Raw genomic sequence first — 18,628 nt, forward strand, 5'->3', positions numbered from 1 at the left:
GGCGCTCAGATGGGGGCGGCGCAGATCACATGGGCACAGGACTGGCGGGGAAGTTACTCGCCGGTTACGCTCGGGGGACGTGCACGGTGGTCGGTGACGCAGCCGCCGTGGACGGGAACATTCGTCGGTTCGGCATCATCGCGGCGCGGCCCCGGGACAGGGCTCGCCTATCTCTTCGCGCGGGCACGCACCCCTGCACTTCCGGCCCGCGACTCCACCTCACTCCTTCAGCCGTGTGCGCGCGTGGCGCGCTCCGGTCTCCCCAGCGTCTGGAGTCACGCGATGGACCGTCCGTCCACACCCTCATCGTCAGCGACCGCATCCTCACCCCCCGCCGCGAGCGCGGCGCCCCTGGCGACCGTCGCCGTCGTGGGCCTGGGCACCATGGGCACCGGCATCGCCGAGGTCATGGCCCGCGCCGGTCACGAGGTGATCGGCATCGACATCGACCAGAGCGCGGCGCGCCGCGCGGTCACGGCGCTGGAGCGTTCCACGGCGCGCGCCGTGGAGCGCGGCCGGAGCACCGAGGCGGAGCGCGGCGACGCGCTGGCCCGCTTCCGTACGTTCCCCGATCTGCGGGCCGCCGCCGAGGCGGATCTGGTGATCGAGGTGGTCGACGAGCGCTACGACATCAAGCGCGAGGTCTTCACCGAGCTTGACCGGCTGGCCAAGCCGGACGCGATCCTGGCGACCGGCACGAACGCCCTGTCGGTGACCCGGCTGGCGGCCGAGACCTCCCGCCCCGACCGGGTGCTGGGGCTGCACTTCTTCGCGCCCGCGCCCGCCATGAAGCTGGTCGAGGTCGTGTCGACGGTCCTGACGTCGCCGGAGACCACGGCGGCCGTCACCGCCCTCGTGCGGAGCCTCGGCAAGGAGCCGGTGCCGGTCGGCGACCGGCCGGGCTTCATCGCCGACGGCCTGCTGTTCGGCTATCTCAACCAGGCGGCGGCGATGTACGAGGCGCGGTACGCCACCCGCGAGGACATCGACGCGGCCATGCGGCTGGGCTGCGGGCTGCCGATGGGCCCGCTGGCGCTGCTCGACCTGATCGGCGTCGACACCGCCACGACCGTCCTCGAGGCGATGTACGAGGCGTCCCACGACCGGCTGCACGCCCCCGCGCCGGTGCTCAAGCAGCTCACGGCGGCCGGGCTGCGGGGCCGTAAGTCGGGCCGGGGTTTCTACAGCTACCAGGCGCCGGGCAGCGCGGTCGTGGTGCCGGACGCGGAGACTCCGGGCACCGGGGACACCCGGCCGGCCGGGCGGCCGGTGCGCGCGGTGGGCGTCGCGGGTTCCGGCACGATGGCGACCGGTATCGCCGAGGTCTTCGCGAAGGCGGGCTTCGACGTCGTGGTGGCCGCCCGTACCCAGGAGAAGGCGGAATCGGCGGTGGCGCGGCTGGCGAAGTCGCTGGACCGCTCGGTCACCAAGGGCTGGCTGACCCAGGAGCAGCGGGACGCGGCGGTGGCGCGGGTGTCGCCGTCCGGTTCGTACGACTCCTTCGCCGACGCCGACCTGGTGGTGGAGGCGGTGGCGGAGGATCTGGCGGTCAAGCAGCAGCTCTTCCAGACGCTCGACAAGGTCTGCAAGCCGGGCGCGGTGCTGGCCACCACCACCTCGTCGCTGCCGGTGGTCGCGGTCGCGCGGGCCACCGGACGCCCGCAGGACGTCGTCGGAATGCACTTCTTCAACCCGGCGCCCGCGATGAAGCTGGTCGAGGTCGTGCACACGGTGCTGACCGCGGACGACGTGCGGGCGACGGTGCACCAGGTGTGCGGCGCGGTCCGCAAGCACGCGGTGGACTGCGGCGACCGGGCCGGTTTCATCGTGAACGCGCTGCTGTTCCCGTACCTCAACAACGCGGTGAAGATGGTCCAGGACCACTACGCGAGCGTGGACGACATCGACGCGGCGATGAAGCTCGGCGGCGGCTATCCAATGGGCCCGTTCGAGCTGCTCGACGTGGTGGGCCTGGATGTGTCGCTGGCGATCGAGCAGGTGCTGCACGAGGAGTTCCGCGATCCGGGCCTGGCGCCCGCGCCGCTGCTGGAACACCTGGTGTCCGCGGGCTGCCTGGGCCGTAAGACCGGCCGCGGCTTCCGCGAGTATGCCCGGCGCTGAGGCGCGCCCCGGCAGCGGAACAGGGCACGGCACCGAGCGCCGCGCCGACACCGGCGGCGCGCCGTCCGGCGGGCGTGAGCGCAGGTCGGACCGCGGTCGTCCGGCGGACTGGGGACGTTTCCCCCCGGCCGCCGGACGGGGGGCCGCGCCGTGTTACGTTCCCCACATGTCCCAGCCCGCGAAGTCCGACCCACCTGAGACCGCGAACGGCCGCCGCGCCGCGGCCCAGCGCCACCGGGTGCGCCAGGACCTCGCGTCGGCGGCCATGCACCTGTTCGCCGAGCGGGGTTACGAGGCCACGACGGTCGACGACATCGCGGCGACGGCCGGGGTGGCGCGCCGTACGTTCTTCCGGCACTTCCGCTCCAAGGAAGAGGCGATCTTCCCGGACCACGACGACACGCTGGTACGGGTGCAGGCGGTGCTGGACTCCGCGGAGCCGTACGAGCACCCGCTGGACACGGTGTGCCGGGGCATCACCGAGGTGCTGCGGATGTACGCGTACATGCCGGAGGTGTCGGTCGAGCGGTACCGGCTGACCCGCGAGGTGCCGACGCTGCGGGAGCGCGAGATCGCCTCGGTGGCCCGGTACGAGCGGCTGTTCACCCGCTATCTGCTGGGCCACTTCGACGAGGGCGCGCACCGGGACGGCGACGACGACCCGCTGCTGGCCGAGGTGGCCGCCTCCGCGGTGGTCGCGGCGCACAATCACGTCCTGCGGCGCTGGCTGCGCAATGACGGCAAGGGCGATGTGGAGGCGCAGCTCAACCACGCCTTCGACGTCATCAAGGCCACCTTCGGCAGCGGCATCGGCGCGGGCCGGATACCGTCGCGGGTCGCGGTGGAGCCTGCGGCGACCGTGTCGCGGCAGGGTGAGGTGGTGGTCGCGGTCGCCCGCACCGACGCCTCCCCGGCCGAGATCCTGCGGACGATAGAGCAGGCCCTGCGCCGCGCCTGAGCGCCCCGGGTGCCGTCGGCGCCCGCCCGGCGCCCGAGCGCCCGCCCCACCGCACCCGCAACCACGGCAGCGGCCGACCGGAACCCCGGTCGGCCGCTGCCGCTCGTTTGTGGCGTCCCGGTGACACGTGAGACAAATTTTTGGCACGCAGTGTCTTTACGACTGGCACTGCGTGCCATACCGTGACGGTAGTCCGGGCGGCCGGCGTACGGATATCCCGCGTACGCCGACTGTCCCCAAGGCCCGGACCCGCCTGCGTCACAGGTATCCCCGCGCCACCGCGCACATGGTCAGTTCCACCGCCGTACCCGCCGGACCGACGACGGCACCCCCAGCCATCCGCCCCTGCGTTCCCCCAGCGTCAACGCAGCAGCAGCACGCTTCGCCGGAGGTCAGACACCATGAAGGAAATCCTGGACGCGATCCTCGCGCCTGACAGTTCGGCCGCCGACTTCGCGGCCCTCCCGCTGCCGGAGTCCTACCGCGCCGTCACCGTCCGCAAGGACGAGGCCGAGATGTTCGCCGGACTCACCACCCGCGAGAAGGACCCCCGCACCTCGCTCCACCTCGACCAGGTCCCGCTGCCCGAACTCGGGCCCGGCGAGGCCCTGGTGGCGGTGATGGCCAGCTCGGTCAACTACAACTCGGTCTGGACCTCGATCTTCGAGCCGGTCTCGACCTTCTCCTTCCTCGAGCGCTACGGCAGGATGTCGCCGCTCGCCAAGCGGCACGACCTGCCGTACCACGTCATCGGCTCCGACCTGGCGGGCGTCGTGCTGCGCACCGGCGCCGGGGTCAACGCCTGGAAGCCCGGCGACCGGGTCGTCGCGCACTGCCTGAGCGTGGAGCTGGAGTCCGCCGACGGGCACAACGACACGATGCTCGACCCCGAGCAGCGGATCTGGGGCTTCGAGACCAACTTCGGCGGCCTCGCCGAGATCGCGCTGGTCAAGTCCAACCAGCTCATGCCCAAGCCGGAGCACCTCACGTGGGAGGAGGCCGCGGCGCCCGGACTGGTCAACTCCACGGCCTACCGCCAGCTCGTCTCGCGCAACGGCGCGGGCATGAAGCAGGGCGACAACGTGCTGATCTGGGGCGCGAGCGGCGGACTCGGCTCGTACGCCACGCAGTTCGCGCTGGCGGGCGGCGCCACCCCGATCTGTGTCGTCTCCAGCCCGCAGAAGGCGGACATCTGCCGGGCGATGGGCGCGGAGGCGATCATCGACCGCAGCGCCGAGGGCTACCGGTTCTGGAAGGACGAGCACCACCAGGACCCGCGCGAGTGGAAGCGGTTCGGCGCCCGGATCCGCGAACTGACCGGCGGCGAGGACGTCGACATCGTCTTCGAGCACCCCGGCCGCGAGACCTTCGGCGCCTCGGTCTACGTCACCCGCAAGGGCGGCACGATCGTCACCTGCGCGTCCACCAGCGGCTACACCCACGAGTACGACAACCGCTACCTGTGGATGAGCCTGAAGCGGATCGTCGGCTCGCACTTCGCCAACTACCGCGAGGCGTGGGAGGCCAACCGGCTGATCGCCAAGGGGAAGATCCACCCGACGCTGTCGCGGACGTACACGCTGGCCGAGACCGGGCAGGCGGCGTACGACGTGCACCGCAATCTCCACCAGGGCAAGGTCGGCGTCCTCGCGCTGGCCCCCGAGGAGGGTATGGGCGTCACCGACCCGGAGCTGCGCGCGAAGCACCTGCCCTCGATCAACCTGTTCCGCGACGCGACGTCCGGTGTCCCCGACTCCCCTGCCGGGGACGCCCGATGACAGGGCGTCAGAAGGACCGGCCCTGGCTGATGCGGACCTACGCGGGGCACTCGACCGCGGAGGCGTCCAACGAGCTGTACCGGCGCAATCTGGAGAAGGGCCAGACGGGCCTGTCCGTCGCCTTCGACCTGCCGACCCAGACCGGCTACGACGCGGACCACGTGCTGGCCCGCGGCGAGGTCGGCCGGGTCGGCGTGCCGATCGCCCATCTCGGCGACATGCGGCGGCTGTTCCAGGACATCCCGCTGGAGCGGATGAACACCTCGATGACCATCAACGCCACCGCCATGTGGCTGCTGGCGCTCTACCAGGTGGTCGCCGAGGAGCAAGGACTCGGCGAGGAGGGCCTCACCGCGCTCCAGGGCACGACGCAGAACGACATCGTCAAGGAGTACCTGTCACGGGGGACGCATGTCTTCCCGCCGGTCCCGTCGCTGCGGCTGACCACCGACATGATCACGTACACGGTCAACCACCTCCCCAAGTGGAACCCGATCAACATCTGCAGCTACCACCTCCAGGAGGCCGGGGCCACGCCGGTCCAGGAGATCGCCTACGCGATGTCCACGGCGATCGCCGTCCTGGACGCGGTCTTCGCCTCGGGGCAGGTCCCGGAGGAGCGCAGGGGCGATGTCGTCGCGCGGATCTCCTTCTTCGTGAACGCGGGCGTGCGCTTCGTCGAGGAGATGTGCAAGATGCGCGCCTTCGGCCGGATCTGGGACACCGTCACCCGCGAGCGGTACGGCATCGAGAACGCCAAGCAGCGCCGCTTCCGCTACGGCGTGCAGGTCAACTCGCTCGGCCTGACCGAGGCGCAGCCGGAGAACAACGTCCAGCGGATCGTGCTGGAGATGCTGGCCGTCACGCTGTCCAAGGACGCCCGCGCCCGCGCGGTGCAACTCCCGGCGTGGAACGAGGCGTTGGGGCTGCCCCGGCCCTGGGACCAGCAGTGGAGCCTGCGCATCCAGCAGGTGCTGGCGCACGAGAGCGACCTGCTGGAGTACGAGGACATCTTCGACGGCAGCCATGTGATCGAGGCGAAGGTCGAGGAGCTGGTGGCGCTCGCCACCGCCGAGATCGAGCACATCCAGGAGCTGGGCGGCGCCATGGCGGCGGTCGAATCGGGCTATCTGAAGTCGGAGTTGGTGTCCTCGCACGCCGAGCGCCGGGCCCGGATCGAGTCCGGCGAGGAGAAGATCGTCGGCGTCAACGTCTACGAGTCCACCGAGACCAGTCCGCTGACCGCCGACCTCGGCACGGCCATCATGACCGTCGACCCGGCCAACGAGGCGCGGGTGGTGGCCGCGCTGCACGACTGGCGGGTGGCGCGTGACGAGGCGCGCGCGCAGGAGGCGCTGACCGCGCTGCGCTCGGCCGCGGCGGGCACCGACAATCTGATGCCCGCGACGCTGGACTGCGCGCGGGCGGGGGTGACGACCGGCGAGTGGTCGTGGGCGCTGCGCGATGTGTTCGGTGAGTTCCGGGCGCCGACCGGGGTCAGCGGCGCGCCGGTCGCGGTGGCCGCCGAGGAGGGCAGTCCGATGGCCGAGGTACGGCGCAAAGTCGCCGAGACGGCCAAGGAGTTGGGCGGCGGACGGCTGCGGCTGCTGGTCGGCAAGCCGGGGCTCGACGGGCACTCCAACGGCGCCGAGCAGATCGCCGTACGCGCCCGCGACGCCGGTTTCGAGGTGGTCTACCAGGGGATCAGGCTGACACCCGAGCAGATCGTGTCGGCGGCGGTGGCCGAGGACGTGCACTGCGTGGGTCTGTCGATCCTGTCCGGTTCGCACGCCGCCCTGGTGCCGGACGTGCTGGAGCGGCTGCGCGGGGCCGGGGTGGACGACATCCCGGTGGTCGTCGGCGGGATCATCCCCTCGGCGGACGCCAAGGCGCTGATCGAGGCCGGAGTGGCGGCCGTCTTCACCCCGAAGGACTTCGGAATCACCGGGATCATCGGCCGGATCGTGGACGAGATCCGGCTCGCGAACAAGCTGGAAAAGCTGGAGGTATGACGTGCAGTTCGGCCGCACTTACGAGGAGTTCGAGGTCGGTGCGATCTACAAGCACTGGCCGGGAAAGACCGTCACCGAGTACGACGACCACCTCTTCTGCCTCCTCACGATGAATCACCATCCGCTGCACATGGACGCCAACTACGCGGAGAAGACAACCGACTTCGGCCGCAATGTCGTCGTCGGCAACTACATCTACTCGCTCCTGCTCGGGATGTCGGTGCCCGATGTCTCGGGCAAGGCCATCGCCAATCTGGAGATCGAGTCGCTGAAGCACGTGGCGCCGACCTTCCACGGCGACACGGTCTACGGCGAGACGACGGTGCTCGACAAGCGCCCGTCGAAGTCGAAGAACGACCGCGGCATCGTCGAGGTGGAGACCCGGGGCTACAAGCAGGACGGCACCCTGGTCTGCGTCTTCCGCCGCAAGGTGCTGGTGCCGACCGCCACGTACATCAAGGAGCGCGGCGGGGAACAGCCCGGCCGTCCCGAGCTGGGAGAGAGCTGAGTCATGAGCCGCCTCGCGCAGACCGACGGGCTGACCGACGTCCAGAAGGAGATCCTCTCCACCGTCCGCTCCTTCGTGGACAAGGAGATCCTGCCGGTCGCCACGGAGTTGGAGCACCGCGACGAATATCCGACGGACATCGTCGAAGGGCTCAAGGAACTGGGCATCTTCGGCCTGATGATTCCCGAGGAGTACGGCGGCCTCGGCGAGTCGCTGCTGACGTACGCGCTGACGGTCGAGGAGATCGCGCGCGGCTGGATGAGCGTGTCCGGCATCATCAACACCCATTTCATCGTCGCCTACATGATCAAGCAGCACGGCACACAGGAGCAGAAGGACCATTTCCTGCCGCGTATGGCGGCGGGCGACGTGCGCGGCGCGTTCTCCATGTCGGAGCCGGAACTGGGCTCCGACGTGTCGGCGATCCGCACCAAGGGCGTACGCGACGGGGACGTGTACGTCGTCAACGGCCAGAAGATGTGGCTGACCAACGGCGGTTCTTCCCATCTGGTCGCGGTGCTGTGCAGGACCGACGAGGGGCAGGCGGAGGACGCGCCGCCGCACAAGTCGATGACGACCTTCCTGATCGAGAAGGAGCCCGGCTTCGGCGCCAACGCCTCGGTCCCCGGCCTCACCGTGCCAGGGAAGATCGACAAGATGGGCTACAAGGGCGTCGACACCACGGAACTGATCCTCCAGGACGTGAGGGTTCCGGCCGACCGGGTGCTCGGCGGACAGAGCGGCCGGGGTTTTTACCAGATGATGGACGGCGTCGAGGTCGGCCGGGTCAATGTGGCCGCGCGCGGCTGCGGTGTGGCACAGCGGGCGTTCGAACTGGGCATCGCCTACGCACAGCAACGGCACACGTTCGGCAAACCCATCGCACAGCACCAGGCGATCCAGTTCAAGCTCGCCGAGATGGCCACCAAGGTGGAGGCCGCGCACCGGATGATGGTCAACGCCGCACGTAAGAAGGATTCGGGCGAGCGCAACGACCTGGAGGCCGGGATGGCGAAGTACCTGGCCGCGGAGTTCTGCAAGGAAGTGGTGGAGGACGCGTTCCGCATCCACGGCGGCTACGGCTTCTCCAAGGAGTACGAGATCGAGCGGCTGTACCGGGAGGCGCCGATGCTGCTGATCGGCGAGGGGACCGCCGAGATCCAGAAAATGATCATCGGGCGGCGACTGCTGGAGGAGTATCGTCTCCAGGGATAACCGAAGGAAGAATGTCCGTATTTATTGACATTTACCCGAGGGGAAGGTCACACTGCGTGAGCCGTCGCGGCACGGGAACCAGCCATCGACTCGCCCTTGAGCTTGCCGAGTTGCCCGTGTCAACCGATACCATCGGGTTAAAGCCGCCGTCCCCAGAAGTAATTCGCGGCACCCTCCGCTACGAAGGTCTTCCATGCCCCACAGCCATTCCTCTGCACCACGCGACGGCCTTGTCGGCGTACGACTCGCGCGCGGAGCGTCGCCGTGGCTCCTCCCGACCGTCGCCACCGCGGCGGTAAGCCTTGTCCGCGCGCGCCGCTCAGGCCGCTGGGCGACGGTGGCCGTCCCCGCCACCGCGCTCGCCGCGGGCATGCTGTGGTTCTTCCGCGACCCCGAGCGCGAGATCGCCGAGGGCCGTGTGATCTGTCCCGCGGACGGTGTGGTGCAGAGCATCATGCCGTGGAAGGACGGGCGCACCCGCGTCGCGATCTTCATGAGCCCGCTGAACGTCCACGTGAACCGCGCGCCCCTCGCGGGCACGGTCACCTCCGTCGAGCACATCCCCGGCGGATACGTACCGGCGTTCAACAAGGAGAGCGAGAACAACGAGCGGGTGGTCTGGCACTTCGACACCGAGATCGGCGATGTCGAGATGGTGCAGATCGCCGGCGCGGTGGCGCGCAGGATCGTTCCGTACGTGCCGCGCGGCTGCAAGGTGGAACAGGGCGAGCGGATCGGCCTGATCCGGTTCGGCTCGCGGGTCGACGTGTACCTGCCGGAGGGCATCGAGCCCGACGTCGAGGTCGGGCAGACCACCACGGCTGGGGTGACTCGCCTTGACCGTGGTTGAACCCGACACGCAGGCAAAGGCCCACACTCACACTCCGGTGCAGGCGCAGTCGCACTGGGTCACCGAGCTGGAGGACGAGGTAGCCGACCTTCCGCTGTCCACCCGGCTGTCCATCGCCGACGCGCTCACTCTCGGTAATGCGATCTGTGGCTTCATGGCCGTGTACTTCACGACCACCGGAGTCCTGGTCCCGCACCTGATGGGCACCACCGTCGGCGGCATGTCCAAGCACAGCGCCGCCACCGCGGTGACGCTCATGCTGCTCGCGTCCGTCTTCGACCTCTTCGACGGGCTGGTCGCGCGCAAGCTGCGCAGCTCCGCGATGGGCGCCGAGCTGGACAATCTGTCCGACCTGATCAGCTTCGGCCTCGCGCCGGCCTACTTCGTCGTCGTCTGGGGTCTGGTCGCCGACGACGCCCACGGCAAGGTGTCGGCCGCCGCCGCGGTGATGGTCGTCCTGGCCGTGGTGCTGCGGCTCGCCCGCTTCTCCTGCACCACGATCAGGGACGGTGTCTTCCAGGGCATGCCCAGCCCCTTCGGGGCGATGACGGTCGTCTCCGTCGTCCTGCTGGAGCTGCCCTTCATCCCCACCGTCGTCGCCATCGTCGGCGTCGCCTGGCTCATGGTGAGCCGCGTGGAGTACCCCAAGCCGCGCGGACGCCTCGCCGTCATCACCCTCGGCTGGATCCTCATCAGCATGGGCTGCCTGACCGCCTGGACCCTCGACGTCCCCGGCGGCCACCTGCTCCTCCAGACGGGCGCCGCCCTCCAGTGCGTGGCCGCGGCGGTCATCCCCTGCTTCGCGACCACGCGCCGCGTCAATACGATGCGGGCCAATCGCCGTGAGGCCAGGGCGGACGCTCTGCGCTGACATGTCTCCGGGGTGAGCCCCGGTGCGCCGCTACGGCCCGCGGCCCCTCCGCTCTCGGCGGAGGGGCCGCAGTCGTTTCCGCGCGCCTGCGCCTGGCGCTGGGGCTGGGGGGGCTGGCGCTGGCGCTGGGGCTTGCTAGGTCAGGAAGTCGCGGGCCAGCTCGGCGGAGAGCTGTTCCAGGAGCGGGCCTGCGTTGGGGATGGAGACGGCCGGGTCCGGTTCCAGGGACGAGAGCGGGTAGGCGCGGCGGATCCCGGCGGAGCCGAGGGCGCTGGGGCTGAGCGCGAGACGGCCGCAGACGGCGACGACGTCGATGTCACGGGCGCGGGCGGCCTGGGCGACGCCGACCGGCGCCTTGCCGTGCAGGGTCTGCTCGTCGAGGGAGCCCTCGCCGGTGATGACGAGGTCGACGCCGTCGAGGGCGGCCGCGAAGCCGAGGACGTCGAGCATGACGTCGATACCGGCCCGGAAGGTGGCGCCGAGGCCGACGAGGGCCCCGTAGCCGATGCCGCCCGCGGCGCCCGCGCCGGGGGCGTCGGCCGCCGCGGCGGCGGTCGGACCCTCGGCGAGGGCGAGGACGTCGACGTAGTGCCCGAGGGCGGCGTCGAGCGTGGCGACGTCGGCCTCGGAGGCGCCCTTCTGCGGCCCGTAGACCGCGGCGGCGCCCTTGGGCCCGAACAGCGGGTTGTCGACGTCGCTGGCGAGGACGATCTCGGTGTCGACCAGCCGCGGGTCGAGCCCGGACAGGTCGGCGGTGGCGAGCGCGCCCAGCGGGCCGCCGCCGGGCGCGACGGGCGCGCCGTCGCGGTCCAGCAGTCGAGCGCCGAGCGCGCTGAGCATGCCCGCGCCGCCGTCGTTGGTGGCGCTGCCGCCGACGCCGAGCACGATGGTGCGGGCGCCCGCGTCGAGCGCGGCCTTCAGCAGCTCGCCGGTGCCGTACGTGGTCGCCGTGAGCGGCGCGAAGACGCCGGACGGCAGGTGCTGGAGGCCGGACGCCTCGGCCATCTCGACCACGGCGGTACGGTCACGCAGCGCGTACGAGGCGTCGACCGGCTCGCCCAGCGGTCCGGTGACGCGTACCGTGCGCCGCTCGAAACCGCCGGTGACGGCGGCCTCGACGGTGCCGTCACCGCCGTCGGCGACCGGTACGGAGGTGACGGTCACACCAGGCGCGCCCTTGCGCAGCCCCGCCTCGACATGCGCGGCCACCTGCACCGCGGTCAGCGAGCCCTTGAACTTGTCCGCGGCGATCAGCACACGTCCCGTGGATCTTGTTGCAGCGTCGGACACTGTCGTACTCCCCATCCGAAAACGGAACATCGCGCCGGTGGGACCCTATCCCGGCCGGGCCCGCCTGCCCATGGGCACCGCGCTGTGTCACCGCGCGATCACCGGTTCGCGAGTCCGCCGCGCGGCCCGTGGTCGTAGGTTTGGCGGCATGACGACGACCGACTTCGCCACGTACATCGCAGGGCTGCCGAAGATCATTTCGGGAGCGAACACCCTCTTCAGGTCCGCCGACGGCCGGATCCTCATCGTCGAGCCGAACTACCGCGACGACGGGACCTGGACGCTGCCGGGCGGCACCATCGAGTCCGATCTGAACGAGACGCCGCGGCAGGCCGCCCGCCGGGAGAGCGCGGAGGAGATCGGTCTGGACATCGAGCCGGGCCCGCTGCTCGCCGTCGACTGGGTGACGGGGCCCGGCAGGCCGCCGCTGGCCAGCTACCTCTACGACGGCGGCGTGCTGGACGAGACGCGGCTGGCGGCGGTACGGCTCCAGGAGGAGGAACTGGACTCCTGGAAACTGGTCCCGGCCGACGAGATCGACTCCTACTTCTCGCCGGGCGCCGCCCGCCGTGTCCACGCGGCCCTGGCCGCCCTCGCCGCGGGCGCCGGTCCTGTGGAGCTGGAGAACGGCCGCCGCGCGGGCGTCAACTGACGTCACGTCAACCGGCTGGGCGGCGGGGCCTGTCGGGGAGGTGTCCGAGGTCGGGGGCCGGGTCGGCGAGGCGAGTTCGCCTGCGGCGCATGTGCCGTCGAACCGTCCGGCTCGTGCCGCCGCGCGGTATATCCGTCGCCGGGTCCGCGACCCCGGACATAGGATCCTGCCTCATGATCGAATCCACCCAGCCATCCGAATCGGCCCCGCCGTCTGCCGCCGTGCTCGCGGCCTTCGGCGCGCCGGGGCGGCCGGTGCCGCTGCCGGGCGGGCAGGGGCAGACCTGGCGGGACGGCGAGGTGGTGCTCAAGCCGACCGGGCTCGCGGCCGAGACCGCGTGGCGGGCCGAGGTGCTGAGCGCGCTGCCCGCGTCCCCGCACTTCCGGGTCGCGCGGCCGGTCCGGGCGGCGAACGGCGGCTGGACGGCGGAGGGTTGGGAGGCGTGGCAGTACGTGGCCGGCCGGTCCGACCCGGGGCGGCCCGCCGATGTGCTGCGGACGGCCGCCGCCTTCCACGCGGCGCTCGCGGACGTACCGCGCCCCGGCTTCCTCGACACGCGCGAGGGCCCGTGGTCGTACGCGGCCCGGGTCGCCTGGGAGGAGTCGCCGCTGGACGACGGGGGCGGCGGTGACGCCGAGGTGGCCGCGCTCATCGCCCAACTGGCCGCAGAACGCCGCCCGTTCGGGCCGTCCGGCGCACCGGCGCCGCAGGTCGTGCACGGCGACCTGCTGGGCAATGTGCTCTTCGCGGACGGCCTGCCGCCCGCGGTCATCGACTGGCCGCCGTACTGGTACCCCGTCGACTGGGCGGCGGCCGTCGTGGTGGTCGACGCGCTGCTCTGGTACGGGGCGGGGCCCGCGGTCCTCGCGCTCGGCCCCGCCGGGGACGGCCAGGTCCCCGACCCCGACGCGTGGGCCCAACTCCTCGTCCGCGCCCTGCTGTTCCGGCTGGTCACCGGCGCCGTGCTCGGCCCGGACGCGCAGCCGCGACCGTACGAGCGGGCGGCGGTCGCGGCCGTACGGGCGTACGCGGCCGCGGGCGGTCAGGGCTTGGGGATGTCGAAGAAGTAGGTCAGGCCGCCGGCCAGCCGGATGTCCCCCTGCACCTTCAGCTTCCGGGTGAAGAACAGCGCCGGGCCCGAGGCGTTGCCCGAGACCAGCTTGAGGAATTCCGGTGCGGCCATCGTGAGGGTGAGTTGCGGTGTACGTCCGGTGTCCTCGGCCGTGACGGCGCAGGCGCCGTTCGCGATGTGCGTCTCGTAGACGTCCGGTGCCTCGTCCCCCGCCGTGATCCGCCAGCGGATCAGGGCGTCGCGGCGGCCCGCCGACTCCGGCTTGAAGAGGGTGCCCATCCGGTGGAAGACCTCGTCCAGGACCCGTCGGCGCTGCGCTCCGTTCATGAACTCCGCGATCCGGCGGGCCGGAAGATCCCGTACGATCCGCGCGAATTCCTTCGGCTCGACCGTGCCGAAGTCGAGGAGTTCGAGGTCGATGTCGTCGAGCGCCGCCATGTCGGGCCTTCCTGACTCCAGAGTAAGTTTACTGGTGAGTAAGGATAGGTAAGGCGCGGCACCGTGGCAAGGCGTCGCCTCGGGCACCGCACGGGCAGCGGAAATAGGCGCGCGGGGCCGCCCCGCCCTCCCGTACCGTCACGGCATGCATGCTGATCAGCCGCCGTTGCCCGAAGTCCTCGCCGCCGCGCCGGACGTTCCCGTGGTCGCCATGGCCCAAGCCCTTCGGGAGGTGCCCGGGGTGGTCGGGGTGCTGCTCGGGGGCAGCCGTGCGCGCGGGACGCACCGGGCGGACTCGGACTGGGACCTCGGGGTGTACTACCGGGGCGAGCCGGATGTGGCCGCGTTGGCCGCGCTCGCGCGGGAGTTCACCGGGGAACCGGTGGAGGTGGCCGCGCCGGGCGGGTGGGGGCCGTGGGTCAACGCCGGGGCGTGGCTGCGCGTGGACGGGGTCGCCGTCGACTGGATCCTGCGGGACGTCGACCGCGTCCGGCGGGTGTGGCAGGACTGCCGCGAGGGCCGCTACGAGGTCGGTATCCAGCCGGGGCACCCGCTCGGTTTCTGGTCGCCCTGCTATCCGGGCGAGGTCGCCCTCGGGCACGTACTCGCCGACACCGACGGGGAGTTGTCGGCGCTCCGGGCCGAGACGCGGGTGTATCCCGAGGCGTTGCGGCGGGCTCTGGTCGAGGCCGCGTGGGAGGCGGAGTTCACGGTGGCCGCTGCCGCGAAGTCGGCCGTCAAGGGGGATCACGTGCACGTGTCCCTCTGCCTGTCGCGGGCCTTCGGTGTCCTCGCGCAGGCGTTGCACGCCTGGAACCGGGTGTGGTGCCTGAATGAGAAGGGGGCCTTTCCCGCGGCCGCGGTGCTTTCCGGGGCTCCCGCGGGGTTCGCCGACGAGGTCGGCGTTCTTCTCGGTCGCAGTGGGCTCTCGGCCGAGGAGCTTTCCGCCACCGTGGCCTCGGCGGCCCGCCTGGTCCGCGAGGCCCGCCGCGGCCTCCCCCTCCCCTGACCCGGATTGCGCGCCGAGCCGGCGCAGGGCCTGCTTTGAGCAGCGCGGGAATGCGCGCCGGGCTGGCGCAGGGCCTGTTCTTAGGGGCGCGGGGAACTGCGCGCCCAGCCACCAACGGTGGCGAGCTGTAAATACCGGCCCCAGCGGGGCAGTTGCTGTGTGTTTTCGGGCTGAAAGCCCGGCGGTGGCTGGGCGCGCAGTTCCCCGCGCCCCTCAAAAGATCGGGGTGCCGCCCACAGCAGAGAAACCGCCCCGGCGCCGCGCCCCTCAAAAGATCGGGGTGCCGCCCACAGCAGAGTGACCGCCCGGGCGCCGCGCCCAAAAAAAGATCGGGGTGCCGCCCTCGGGATAGGCGCCGCGCGGCGGGTTAGCGGCGGGCGGCGCGGCGGAGGTGGTGGAGGACGGCGCGGGCGGCGTGGTGGCCGGGCATGCCGTGGACGCCGGGGCCGGGCGGGGTGGCGGAGGAGCAGAGGAAGAGGTTGGGGCGGATGGTGGTGTAGGGATTGGCGGCGAGGCGGGGCCGGATGACGGACTGGAGTCCGGAGTAGGCGCCGCAGGCGATGTCACCGCCGACATAGTTGGCGTTGCGGGCGGCGAGACCGGCGGGCCCGGTGACGGCGCGGGCGAGGACGAGGTCACGGAAGCCCGGCGCGAAACGCTCGATCTGGCGCTCGACGGCATCGGTGGCGTCCCCGTGCCAGTTGTGGGGGACGTGCCCGTAGGCCCAGAAGACGTGCTTGCCCTCGGGGGCGCGGGAGGGGTCGATCACGGACGGCTGGGCGGTGATGAGGAAGGGCGTCTGCGGCGGGCGCCCGGTCACCGCCCGGTTGAGGGCGTCGCCGATCTCGGTGTAGCTGGGCCCGATGTGCACGGTGCCCGCGCGCCGCGCGTCGGGGGACGTCCACGGCACCGGGCCGTCCAGCGCGTAGTCGATCTTGAAGACGGAGGCGCCGTAGCGGTAGCCGCGGTACGCGTCGCCGAGTCCGGCGATCCGGGCGAGCGCGGTCGGCGAGGTGTCGAAGACATAGGCGCGGGCGGGCGGCAGCTCGTCGAGCTTGCGGACGGTGACGCCGGTGCGGATGACGCCGCCCAGTTCGGTGAGGTGCCCGGCCAGCGCGTCGGAGATGGCCTGGGAGCCGCCGCGGGCGACCGGCCAGCCGTTCTCGTGCGCGGCGAGCGCGAACATCATCGCCATCGCCCCGGTGAACGGCTGGGTGAGCCGGGTGATCGCGTGCCCGGCGAGCCCGGCGATCAGCGCCCGCGCCTTGGGGTCGCGGAAGCGCTGGGCGAGGACGGCGGCGGGCGGCGTGCCGGTCAGGCCGAACCGGAGGAAGCGGTACGGGTCACGCGGTATCCCGGCCCACTGCGGCCGGAAGAAGTCCGCGGCGAGGGTGTCCCAGTGACCGGTGTACGGCGCGAGCAGCCGCCGGTAGGTGCCCGCGTCGCGCGCGCCGAGCGAGGCCGCGGTCTCGCCGACCGTGCGGGCGAGAACGGCGGCGGTGCCGTCGGGGAACGGGTGCGCCATCGGGACTTCCGGCTGGAGCCACTCCAGGCCGTGCTCGGCGAGCGGCAGCGCGCCGAAGGCGGGCGAGCCGATGCCGAAGGGGTGCACGGCGGAGCAGGGGTCGTGCCGGAAGCCCGGCAGCGTCAGCTCCTCGGTGCGGGCGCCGCCGCCCACGGTGTCGGCGGCCTCGTAGATCTGCACGGAGAGCCCGGCGCGGGCCAACTCCACCGCCGCCGTCAGCCCGTTGGGACCCGCGCCGACGACGACGGCGTCGGCCACGACCGCGCGGCTCACCTTCCGGCCGCCATCAGCTCGGTGACCTGCCGTGCGGTGGCCTCGTCGCGGGCGAGGGTGAAGGGCAGTTCGTTGCCGCCGGGGATCGAGAAGGGCGCGCCGGACGCCGTACGGCTGACGCCGCCCGCCTCGGTGGCGAGCAGCAGTCCCGCCGCGTGGTCCCAGGGCGCTTCCCAGAAGAAGGCGACAGCGTCGATCGCGCCGCGGGCCACGTCCAGGTAGGCCAGGCCCGCGCAGGTGCAGGGGGTGCAGACCGCGCCCGAGGCGTCCAGCCGGGTCAGGGCGTCGCGCTCGTAGCCGGTGCGGTAGACCGGGTTGGAGGTGGACAGCCGCAGCGGCTCGCCCGCCTCGGGGGTGCGGGTGTGCAGCCGCTCGCCGCCCAGATGCGCGCCCCGGCCGCGCCGCGCGGTGGCGAACAGGCCGCGCTGCGGGGCGTACGTCCAGGAGGCGAGCGGTACGCCGTCGTGCACGAGGGCGACCAGGGTGGCGAAGCCGTCCTCGCCGCGGACGAAGGCGGAGGTGCCGTCGACCGGGTCGACCACCCACACCGGGTCGTCGCCGCCCAGCCGTTCCAGTACGCCGCTGTCGGCGCTCACCGCCTCCTCGCCGACCACGACGGAGCCGGGCAGCAGCGCGGTCAGCTCTTCGGTGAGCCGTTCCTCGGCGCGCCGGTCGGCGGTGGTGACCAGGTCGTACGGGCCGCTCTTGCGCGAGATGTCGTCGTCGCCGAGCCGCCGCCAGCGCGGCACCACCTCGGCGGCGACCACCGCTCTGATCACGTCTTCGACGGCGGCGAGCAGTGCGTCGTCCACGCCGTCGCCGACGCCGTCCGCGCCCGCCGCGTCACCCGATACCGCACCGACCTCATTGCCCATGCCGCCATCCAATCAGACCCGGGCGCCGCGCGGTTCCCGCCCTGCGGACAACGGCCGTCCCACGGGTGCGGGCAGCCGCGGCGACGCCGCCGCGGGCCCGCTCCCCCAGGTCAGCCACGCGCCGGGACCCGGCCGCGCGCTTCAGCCCAGCACCGGGATGATGTGTTCGCCGTACGCGTCGATCGTCGCCTCCTTCGCGTCGTGCATGTCGTAGACCGCGAACTGGTCGACGCCCAGGTCCCGCAGGGCCCGCAGCTTGTCCAGGTGCCGGTCGACCGGGCCGATCAGGCAGAAGCGGTCCACGATCTCGTCGGGCACGAAGGCGGTGTCGGGGTTGCCCGAGCGGCCGTGGTGCGCGTAGTCGTAGCCGTGCCGCTGGGCGATGTACTCGGTCAGTTCCTCCGGCACCAGGTCGGAGTGTTCGCCGTAACGGCTGACGAGGTCGGCGACGTGGTTGCCGACCATGCCGCCGAACCAGCGGCACTGTTCGCGGGCGTGCGCGAGGGCTTCGGGCGAGTCGTCGGCCGTGACGTAGGCGGGCGCGGCGACGCAGACGGTGACCGAGGCCGGGTCGCGGCCCGCCTTCTCGGCCGCGTCCCGTACCGCCTTCACCATCCACTCGGTGAGGTAGACGTCGGCGAGTTGCAGGATGAAGCCGTCGGCCTTCTCGCCGGTCAGCGCCAGCGCCTTCGGGCCGTACGCCGCCATCCAGACCGGCAGTTCGCCGTTCTCGACCCACGGCAGCCGCAGCGGTGTGCCGTCGACCACGGCCTCGCGGCCCTCGGCGAGGTCGCGGATGACGGTCATCGCCTCGCCGACCCGCGCGAGGGTGTTGGGCTTGCGCCCGGCGACCCGCATCGCCGAGTCGCCGCGGCCGATGCCGCAGACCGTGCGGTTGCCGTACATCGAGTTGAGGGTGGCGAAGGTGGAGGCGGTCACCTCCCAGGTGCGGGTGCCGGGGTTGGTGACCATCGTGCCGACCTTGAGCCGGTCGGTGTGGTCGAGGATGCGGCTGTGGATGACGAACGGCTCCTGCCACAGCACGGCGGAGTCGAAGGTCCAGCCGTACGTGAAGCCGTTGCGCTCGGCGCGGCGCATCAGGCCGACGACGTTCGAGGCGGGTGGATCGGTCTGCAGCACGAGGCCGAAGTCCATGGCGCCGCTCCTTCTGTGAGGCTGAG

At 71.9% G+C, this 18,628-nt stretch carries 16 protein-coding genes; 11 read left to right on the plus strand and 5 right to left on the minus strand.

From position 1 onward, the window contains the following. Positions 1 to 282 precede the first annotated feature (282 nt). The 8 genes from ACIQCJ_RS15515 (at position 283) to pssA (ending at position 10,313) form a co-directional block, all read left to right on the plus strand. Positions 283 to 2,121, plus strand: a complete 1,839-nt coding sequence (locus tag ACIQCJ_RS15515; protein ID WP_402711623.1) for a 3-hydroxyacyl-CoA dehydrogenase family protein — start codon at positions 283 to 285, stop codon at positions 2,119 to 2,121. A gap of 166 nt (positions 2,122 to 2,287) precedes the next feature. Continuing rightward, positions 2,288 to 3,079, plus strand: coding sequence for a TetR family transcriptional regulator (locus ACIQCJ_RS15520; protein WP_355339147.1), 792 nt, complete (start codon positions 2,288 to 2,290; stop codon positions 3,077 to 3,079). Between the two features lie 401 nt (positions 3,080 to 3,480). After that, positions 3,481 to 4,857, plus strand: coding sequence for a crotonyl-CoA carboxylase/reductase (ccrA, locus tag ACIQCJ_RS15525; RefSeq protein WP_355339144.1), 1,377 nt, complete (start codon positions 3,481 to 3,483; stop codon positions 4,855 to 4,857). Then, positions 4,854 to 6,869: a protein meaA gene (locus ACIQCJ_RS15530; RefSeq protein WP_355339141.1), complete on the plus strand. Its 2,016-nt coding sequence runs from the start codon at positions 4,854 to 4,856 to the stop codon at positions 6,867 to 6,869. The genes ccrA and ACIQCJ_RS15530 overlap by 4 nt, the downstream gene beginning before the upstream one ends. Before the next feature lies 1 nt (position 6,870). Then, entirely contained in the window at positions 6,871 to 7,377 is a 507-nt protein-coding gene (locus ACIQCJ_RS15535) for a MaoC family dehydratase (protein WP_355339138.1), read from the plus strand. Positions 7,378 to 7,380: 3 nt separating this feature from the next. Further along, positions 7,381 to 8,592, plus strand: a complete 1,212-nt coding sequence (locus ACIQCJ_RS15540; RefSeq protein WP_402711624.1) for an acyl-CoA dehydrogenase family protein — start codon at positions 7,381 to 7,383, stop codon at positions 8,590 to 8,592. Between the two features lie 193 nt (positions 8,593 to 8,785). Beyond that, the gene (locus ACIQCJ_RS15545) at positions 8,786 to 9,442 is read left to right on the plus strand and encodes a phosphatidylserine decarboxylase (RefSeq protein WP_355339132.1); all 657 of its coding nucleotides are present in this window, start codon (positions 8,786 to 8,788) and stop codon (positions 9,440 to 9,442) included. Then, entirely contained in the window at positions 9,429 to 10,313 is an 885-nt protein-coding gene (gene pssA / locus ACIQCJ_RS15550; RefSeq protein WP_391049537.1) for a CDP-diacylglycerol--serine O-phosphatidyltransferase, read from the plus strand. The genes ACIQCJ_RS15545 and pssA overlap by 14 nt, the downstream gene beginning before the upstream one ends. Before the next feature lie 135 nt (positions 10,314 to 10,448). Here pssA and ACIQCJ_RS15555 read toward each other — a convergent pair whose 3' ends face one another. Next, positions 10,449 to 11,618 (minus strand): glycerate kinase, encoded by a 1,170-nt coding sequence (locus ACIQCJ_RS15555; protein ID WP_402711625.1) that lies wholly within the window; start codon positions 11,616 to 11,618, stop codon positions 10,449 to 10,451. 133 nt (positions 11,619 to 11,751) lie between these two features. Here ACIQCJ_RS15555 and ACIQCJ_RS15560 point away from each other — a divergent pair, with 133 nt between their 5' ends. Together ACIQCJ_RS15560 and ACIQCJ_RS15565 are read left to right on the plus strand one after the other, a co-directional pair. Continuing rightward, positions 11,752 to 12,255, plus strand: coding sequence for an NUDIX hydrolase (locus ACIQCJ_RS15560; RefSeq protein WP_355339123.1), 504 nt, complete (start codon positions 11,752 to 11,754; stop codon positions 12,253 to 12,255). A gap of 173 nt (positions 12,256 to 12,428) precedes the next feature. After that, positions 12,429 to 13,325 carry a TIGR02569 family protein gene (locus ACIQCJ_RS15565; protein ID WP_402711626.1) on the plus strand — a complete coding sequence of 299 codons (897 nt, stop codon included), beginning with the start codon at positions 12,429 to 12,431 and terminating at the stop codon, positions 13,323 to 13,325. On the opposite strand, the gene ACIQCJ_RS15570 is transcribed toward ACIQCJ_RS15565, so the two are convergent. Further along, on the minus strand, positions 13,298 to 13,765 hold the full coding sequence (locus ACIQCJ_RS15570) for an SCP2 sterol-binding domain-containing protein (RefSeq protein ID WP_355339117.1): 468 nt from the start codon (positions 13,763 to 13,765) through the stop codon (positions 13,298 to 13,300). The two genes, ACIQCJ_RS15565 and ACIQCJ_RS15570, sit on opposite strands and share 28 nt — an antisense overlap. A gap of 145 nt (positions 13,766 to 13,910) precedes the next feature. Between ACIQCJ_RS15570 and ACIQCJ_RS15575 the strand changes: the two genes are divergently transcribed. After that, the gene (locus tag ACIQCJ_RS15575) at positions 13,911 to 14,774 is read left to right on the plus strand and encodes a nucleotidyltransferase domain-containing protein (RefSeq protein WP_402711627.1); all 864 of its coding nucleotides are present in this window, start codon (positions 13,911 to 13,913) and stop codon (positions 14,772 to 14,774) included. 367 nt (positions 14,775 to 15,141) lie between these two features. Here the strand turns inward: ACIQCJ_RS15575 and ACIQCJ_RS15580 are convergent, their stop codons facing one another. The 3 genes from ACIQCJ_RS15580 to ACIQCJ_RS15590 form a co-directional block, all read right to left on the minus strand. Further along, positions 15,142 to 16,557, minus strand: coding sequence for an FAD-dependent oxidoreductase (locus tag ACIQCJ_RS15580; protein WP_391163766.1), 1,416 nt, complete (start codon positions 16,555 to 16,557; stop codon positions 15,142 to 15,144). Positions 16,558 to 16,568: 11 nt separating this feature from the next. Then, positions 16,569 to 17,447, minus strand: a complete 879-nt coding sequence (locus tag ACIQCJ_RS15585; RefSeq protein ID WP_402711628.1) for an inositol monophosphatase family protein — start codon at positions 17,445 to 17,447, stop codon at positions 16,569 to 16,571. A gap of 141 nt (positions 17,448 to 17,588) precedes the next feature. After that, positions 17,589 to 18,602, minus strand: a complete 1,014-nt coding sequence (locus ACIQCJ_RS15590; protein WP_188281266.1) for a TIGR03842 family LLM class F420-dependent oxidoreductase — start codon at positions 18,600 to 18,602, stop codon at positions 17,589 to 17,591. Between the last annotated feature and the right edge of the window lie 26 nt (positions 18,603 to 18,628).

Source organism: Streptomyces sp. NPDC093221, from assembly GCF_044753885.1.
In the GTDB taxonomy this organism is placed as follows: Bacteria; Actinomycetota; Actinomycetes; order Streptomycetales; family Streptomycetaceae; genus Actinacidiphila.